We start from the raw sequence: 6,547 nt of genomic DNA on the forward strand, positions 1-6,547 counted from the left end.
GGGGTCAGCAGGGCCCGAGGATTGCGGGGCTCTGCCCCGCGCCCCGAAGCTCTGGAGATATAAATGATTCCCCGTCGCCAGTTATTCCGTAGCATAGCCGGGAAAATCAGTCAAGGGCAGCGCCGCCGCAGGCGGTGCCAGAGGCACCCTTGACGGATTTCTCCCGGTTATGCTTTTTCCCGGTCAAGCGACGGGGATATAAATTCTCCAGAGCCGTTCCCCTTCCCGGGGGAAGGGGCGGAGGGATTGGGCGAACTCTTGCTTTTCCCTAAACCAAAACAGAAATGGAGGCTCAACCAATGAAACGACCTTTAGCGTACCTGACCGCCGCATGGAGCGGCGAGCCGGATGTTGATATGGAGCTGGCGGCTCACTACTGCCGCCTTGCTTATGAGGCGGGCTTTTCCCCGATCTGCCCGCTCTTGTACCTGCCGCTGTTTTTGAATGACAGCGTTCCCGAGGAACATAAGGCCGGGATTGATATGCGCCGGGATATGCTGCGGCGTTCTCATACCCTGATCGTCTGCGGCAGCGTTGTGGACGAGGATGTGAAAAACGATATTGCGGTTGCCGGACGGCTGGGCATTGCGGCGACAACGCTGGAAGGGGTGCTTGCCGTGAAGGGACACGGCACCCCGGGCCATGCCGGACATTAAGCTGGGGAGCCTTTTCGACGGGATCGGCGTGTTCCCTCTGGCTGCTTCCCGGTGCGGTATCCGTCCGGTCTGGGCCAGCGAGATTGAAAAAGCGCCCATCTCCATAACCAAAAGGCACTTTCCCGATATGGCGCATTTGGGAGATATTACGAAGGTGGACGGCGGGAAAATCCCGCCGGTCCATGTGATAACCTTCGGTTCCCCCTGTCAGAACCTTTCTCTGATCGGCAACCGCTCCGGCCTTGCCGGGGCAAAATCAAGCCTGTTCTATCAGGCGTTTCGTATCATACAGGAAATGAGGGATGCTACTGATAACCTATATCCAGCTATCGCTGTTTGGGAAAACGTCATGGGAGCGTTTTCTACAAATGACCGGATGGACTTTAGAGCCGTCCTATCCGCCTTCTCGGACACCGAAGTTCCAATGCCTCCTTCGGGAAGATGGGGAAATGCCGGAATGGTGCGAGGGGGAACGCCTGATGTGTGCTGGCGGCTCATGGACGCCCAGTATTGGGCAGGCACCCGAAGGCTGGCACGAAGGCAGCGGATTTTCGTCGTGGCGGATTTTGGAGGCAGACGTGCCGCAGACATACTATTTAAGCCCCGTCCAATGCTCCCACTTCCTCCGCCTTGCGGAGAGGGCGGGCGGGCCGCCGCCGAAGGAGATCGAACAGCTTCTTTTGAAACAGGGCGGCAGATACCAGTCATCCACCCCTTTCAGTGCTTCCGTATGCGGGGAGCGGCAAAAAGGCAGGAAGAAACGGCCTTCCGAAACAGCTTCGGATTACCAACTGACCCTTTTCCCACTCTTTTAGCCAGTGACGTGACGCCCTTCGCCTTCTGGTATGAGGGCGACCCGGAGGGCGGCTGTATCCGTTTTCTGACGGAAACGGAAAGCGAACGGCTGATGGGGCTGCCAGAGGGCTGGACAAAGTACGGGGCGGACGGCGTGGAGATCCGGCCTCTGCAACGCTACAAGGCGCTGGGGAACGCGATTGCCCTCCCTTGCGCCGATTACATTATGGCCGGGATCTATGAGGTGCTGGCTGACCGGGCCGGAAAGGAGGAATGAGCCCATGTTTGAAGCCTATATAACCAACACCGCCCTGTACCCCTTGATGGGGATTGAGGTAGGGACAACGGTACATTTCCCCACGACGACACAGGAGTTGCAGGCCGCCCTTGCCAAAATCGGGATAGACGGGAAACGGTACAGCGAAGTGTTCTTTACCAGCTTTGACAGCGATGTGCTGGGGCTCTACGATCATCTCTACGAATGTGAGAACATCGACGAGCTGAACGAGCTGGGCCACGCCCTGCTGGAAGTACGGGATAAGGGCGGACTGGAAACCTTTGAAGCCGCTCTTGTCTTGGGAAACCACACACGGAGCGTGAAGGATTTGATAAACCTGACGCAGAACCTTGACCTTTACCGCTTTTACCCGGATATTTCCGATGATGAAGGGCTGGGCCGCCTTTACGCCGACGAGCTTGGGACCATCGACATACCGGAGCACATTCAGAACTACTTCGATTATGAAGCATACGGGCGGGATGTGCGTATCAACGAGGGCGGCGTATTCGCTCCCGGTGGATATGTGTCGGCAGTCCCGGAGGGCTTCAAGGAGTATTACCACGGGCCGCAGGACATTCCGCCGGAACACCGGATATTTGCCTATCCTGAAAAGGCCGAACCTGTCCACTCCATTCTCGTTGCACTCAAACGGTTTCAAGAAGCCCCGCCCGCTCCGAAAAAGGACAAGGCGGGGCCTTCCCATGAAGAACGGTAGGACTTCGGGCCAGCATGGCCCGAAGCATGAAGGAGGTGCATACCATCAACTATTACCCTATCAATGAAGGAGCCGCCCGCCGGGCAAAGGAAATGAACAGCTTTTCCGACTACAAGGAAGGGAGCGCAACGGCGGAATACCGGGCAATGGTGGACAAGGCCGCCGCCATAGCGGAAAAGCAGAAATCCCGGGTGGCCCCCATGTACCATGAGAAGATCGACCATTTGTTAGACACCTATGCCCGAAAGCTGGCTGAAAACATGAACCAGGGCTTTGCCATTGACGCAAGGGTTCCCTCTGTGATGATCGCCGGACCTGCCAATTTCCCGGTGGGGAAGAAGGAAAAACAGAACCGGGCCCGGGACAGCAACATGGAGGAATGGCAGTATATTCAAGGGCTGCTGGATAAGATACGCAGTACCGGCATGGGCGGGATCAGCGCCGATGACCCGGCAGCGATTGAAAAGCTCCAGAAGAAGCTGGACGGGCTGGAACGCTCCCAGCTCATTATGAAGGAGGTCAACGCCTATTACCGCAAGCATGGCAAACTGGATGGCTGTGCGCTGCTGTCGCCGGACCAGATCGAAAAGCTGAAAGCAAGCATGGCGTCAAGCTGGCGGAGCGACCCGAGGCCCTTTGAAAGCTACCAGCTTACCAACAACAACGCGGAGATCCGCCGGGTAAAGGCCCGTATCGAACAGCTTTCCAAACAGGCACAGCAGGAATTTTCCGGCTGGGAGTTCGATGGGGGTCGTGTGGAAATGAACCGGGAGGACAACCGCTTGCAGGTGTTCTTTGACGGAAAGCCTGACGCGGACACCCGGGCCGAGCTGAAAAGCAGCGGCTTTCGTTGGGCTCCCAGCGTGGGTGCATGGCAGAGGCAGCTCACGGACAACGCCATCCGGGCGGCTGACCGGCTGGAATGTATCAAGCCGCTGTCCGGCGAAAAGCCCTCCCAGCTTCAAAAGAAGCCCTCTATCTTGCAGACCATGCGGGAACAGGGCGAAAAAGTCCAGACGGAGCCGGAAAAGAAAGCTCCGTCCGGCAGGGATGCCGAGCGGTAAGCCTCGGGCCACATTGGCCCGAGGCTTTCTGTTCGCCGAGATTGTACGGGGGCCTCCCGGATAGCGGGAACCCCGACGGAAAGGAGGTTTTATGCAGGAAGAAGTAAACCAAAAAACGGTTGCCCTTTCGATCAGGACAACGAAGCTCACGGGAAAAGTGCTGGCTGCCGCTCTTGGGAAGGTGGTGCGGACGCTGCAAAAGCACCACCGGAAGGCGCTGACCCCACAGGGACGCCAGAGTGTGAAAAAGCTGATGAACCACTATGGCGGCAAAAGCGCCATGCCCTATGTGGGAGCCCCGAAGGATTTTGACCGGATCGCGAAGGAGTTCCATGTGGACTACGCTTTCCATAAAGTGAGCCCCGGCCATTACCTGCTGTTTTTCAAAGCCAATCAGGCGGACGCTATCACGGCGGCCTTCCAGAAGTACAGTGCAAAGGTGCTGGACAAAGAGCAGGACAAGCCTTCTATCCTCGGCCAGCTTCGGAAATTCACGGAGCAGATCAGGACGCAGGCAAAGGAGAAGCAGCGGACCAGAGAGGCGGTGAAGGACGGACGTTGAGTGACAAGATCAGAAAATATGTGCTCCCCAACCTGCCGTACCTCTTTGTGTTCTGGTTTTTTTCCAAAATCGGGACGGCCTACCGGACTGCACCCGGCACAGACTTCGGGACAAAGCTCATGGGGATGCTCGACACCTTCCCGAAAGCCTTTGAAACCTACTGGCCGGGGCTGGGCGGTATTGACCTGCTGGTGGGCCTTGCCGGTGCGGCTGGGATGTATCTGCTGATACAGTCAAAGATCAGGAAGGCAAAAAAATTCCGGCGGGATGCGGAGTACGGCACCGCCCGCTTTGGAACAAAGGAGGATATAAAGCCGTTTGTAGACCCTAAATTTCAGAACAATGTCATTTTAACCGGGACGGAGTTCCTTACCATGAACACCCGTCCGAAGGTACCTGCCAATGCCCGGAACCTAAACGCCTGTGTCATCGGCTCGTCCGGCTCGGGAAAGACAAGGTTCTGGCTGACCCCGCAGCTCCTTCAAGCCCATTCCTCGTATGTGGTGGTAGACCCGAAGGGCGGCACCCTCGACCAGTGCGGGCGGTTCCTGCAAAGGGAAAAATACAGGGTGCGGGTGTTCAACAGTATCGACTTCTCCAAATCCATGCACTACAATCCGCTGGCCTATATCAAGACGGAAAGCGATGTTTTGAAATTCGTTACCGCCCTGATTGCCAATACCAAAGGCGATGGCAAGGAGGGCGACGAGTTCTGGACAAAAGCCGAAACCCTTTTGTACTGCGCCCTTGTGGCCTATATCGTCTTTGAGGGGCCGGAGGAAGAACGCAACATGAATACGCTGGTGGAAATGATAAACAGCATGGAAGTCCGGGAAGATGACGAAACCTTCAAAAATGCGGTTGACTATATGTTCGATGGGCTGGAACGCCGCAGTCCCCAGCACTTCGCTGTGAGACAGTATAAGAAATACAAGCTGGCCAGCGGCAAGACAGCTAAAAGCATACTGATTAGCTGCGGAGCCAGACTTGCCCCCTTTGACATTCCCCAGCTTCGGGAGATCATGTCCTATGACGAACTGGAGCTTGATAAGCTGGGGGATGAAAAATCAGCGCTGTTCTTCCTTATCAGCGACACGGACACCACCTACAACTTTTTGGTTGCCCTCGCTTTTTCGCAGATGTTCAACCTTCTGTGTGAACGGGCTGACAATACCTATGGCGGGCGTCTGCCCTACCATGTGCGGGTGCTGTGGGACGAGGCTGCCAACACCGGGCAGGTGCCGGGGCTGGAGAAAATTGTGGCTGTCATCCGTTCCCGTGAGATCAGCCTGACACTCTTTTATCAGGCTATGAGCCAGTGCAAGGCATTGTACAAGGACCATTCTGAAACCATCATGGGCAACATGGACAGTATCGTGTTCCTCGGAGGCCGGGAGGCTTCCACCCTAAAGGATATTTCGGAAAACTGGCTGGGCAAGGCCACCATCTCCATGCAGACCGAAGGCCGGAGCCGGGGGCAGTCTGAAAGTTACAGCCAGAATATGCAGCGGCTTGGCCGGGAGCTGATGACTACCAGCGAGATCACCACCATGCCCGGGGATAAATGTATCTTGCAGCTTCGGGGGCTCCCGCCCTTCCTGTCCCCGAAGTATGACTTGAAAAAGCACCCGAATTACAAGTACACAGCCGAATTTGATAAAAAGAAAAACGCCTTCCGCTTGGAAAGCCTGTTCCGCCACCGGCCATTGAGACTAAAGCCGGAGGACGAATACACGGTGTACGAAGTGGACGGCTCCGACACGGACGAAGAAGCTGACCTGTTGAACTTCGATGATCTGGACAGCGACGAGTTCGTGTAACTTCGGGCCATGATGACCCGAAGCGCCGCCGATGTGGGCGGCTTTTTTTGTACCCAAAACCATCAAACAAACAAAATGGAGGAACGTATATGGAATTTTTCAATCAGGCAATCGACATTCTTAAAATTCTGGTCATGGCTCTTGGCGCCGGTCTGGCGGTGTGGGGTGTCATCAACCTTCTGGAAGGTTACGGGTCGGACAACCCTGCGGCAAAATCACAGGGCATTAAGCAGTTCATGGCTAATTAAAGGGAACAAAAAGAAAGGAAAAGCCAATCCAGACGGTATCAGCGGCAGGCTACAAGAATAAATTGTGATTTCACAAGATTGGTGCTATAATAAGAGAAAAGTTCCTGCCGGGGCAGCCGCTCCGGTGGTATGGATAGAAAGGCAGGAAAACAATATGCACATCAGCTATAAACCACTCTGGCACACACTGTTAGAGCGTGATATGAGAAAAGAGGATTTAAGGCTTGCCGCTGGTATGACAACAAATATGATTGCCAACATGAGCAAAGAGGGAAAGCACATCAGCATGGATACATTAGCCCGTATCTGCGAAACGCTGAATTGTGAGATTACCGATGTGATTGAGTTAGTACCAGACGAGCCTGCTTCCACAGGAGGTAAGGAACATGAGCGAATTGAAACCAAGA

General features: G+C 55.3%; 8 protein-coding genes. All 8 read left to right on the top strand.

Annotated elements, in window-relative coordinates; translation table 11 throughout:
- The first annotated feature begins 299 nt into the window (after window positions 1-299).
- Window positions 300-656, top strand: coding sequence for a hypothetical protein (locus tag DW922_RS11665; RefSeq protein WP_009901612.1), 357 nt, complete (start codon window positions 300-302; stop codon window positions 654-656).
- Window positions 643-1,728 carry a DNA cytosine methyltransferase gene (locus tag DW922_RS11670; protein ID WP_107001185.1) on the top strand — a complete coding sequence of 362 codons (1,086 nt, stop codon included), beginning with the start codon at window positions 643-645 and terminating at the stop codon, window positions 1,726-1,728. Before DW922_RS11665 ends, DW922_RS11670 begins: the two co-directional genes overlap by 14 nt.
- 4 nt (window positions 1,729-1,732) lie before the next feature.
- Window positions 1,733-2,446: an antirestriction protein ArdA gene (locus tag DW922_RS11675; RefSeq protein ID WP_107001184.1), complete on the top strand. Its 714-nt coding sequence runs from the start codon at window positions 1,733-1,735 to the stop codon at window positions 2,444-2,446.
- Window positions 2,447-2,460: 14 nt separating this feature from the next.
- The gene (locus DW922_RS11680) at window positions 2,461-3,510 is read left to right on the top strand and encodes a hypothetical protein (protein ID WP_107001183.1); all 1,050 of its coding nucleotides are present in this window, start codon (window positions 2,461-2,463) and stop codon (window positions 3,508-3,510) included.
- A gap of 91 nt (window positions 3,511-3,601) precedes the next feature.
- On the top strand, window positions 3,602-4,072 hold the full coding sequence (locus DW922_RS11685; RefSeq protein WP_107001182.1) for a PcfB family protein: 471 nt from the start codon (window positions 3,602-3,604) through the stop codon (window positions 4,070-4,072).
- Window positions 4,069-5,892, top strand: coding sequence for a VirD4-like conjugal transfer protein, CD1115 family (locus DW922_RS11690; RefSeq protein WP_107001181.1), 1,824 nt, complete (start codon window positions 4,069-4,071; stop codon window positions 5,890-5,892). The genes DW922_RS11685 and DW922_RS11690 overlap by 4 nt, the downstream gene beginning before the upstream one ends.
- A gap of 89 nt (window positions 5,893-5,981) precedes the next feature.
- Entirely contained in the window at window positions 5,982-6,140 is a 159-nt protein-coding gene (locus DW922_RS11695; protein ID WP_003500126.1) for a Maff2 family mobile element protein, read from the top strand.
- 154 nt (window positions 6,141-6,294) lie between these two features.
- The coding region (locus DW922_RS11700) for a helix-turn-helix domain-containing protein (RefSeq protein WP_147353379.1) at window positions 6,295-6,547 on the top strand (253 nt) is incomplete at its 3' end.

It is taken from the genome of Clostridium sp. AM42-4, from assembly GCF_003480105.1.
Lineage (GTDB): Bacteria > Bacillota > Clostridia > Lachnospirales > Lachnospiraceae > Brotaphodocola.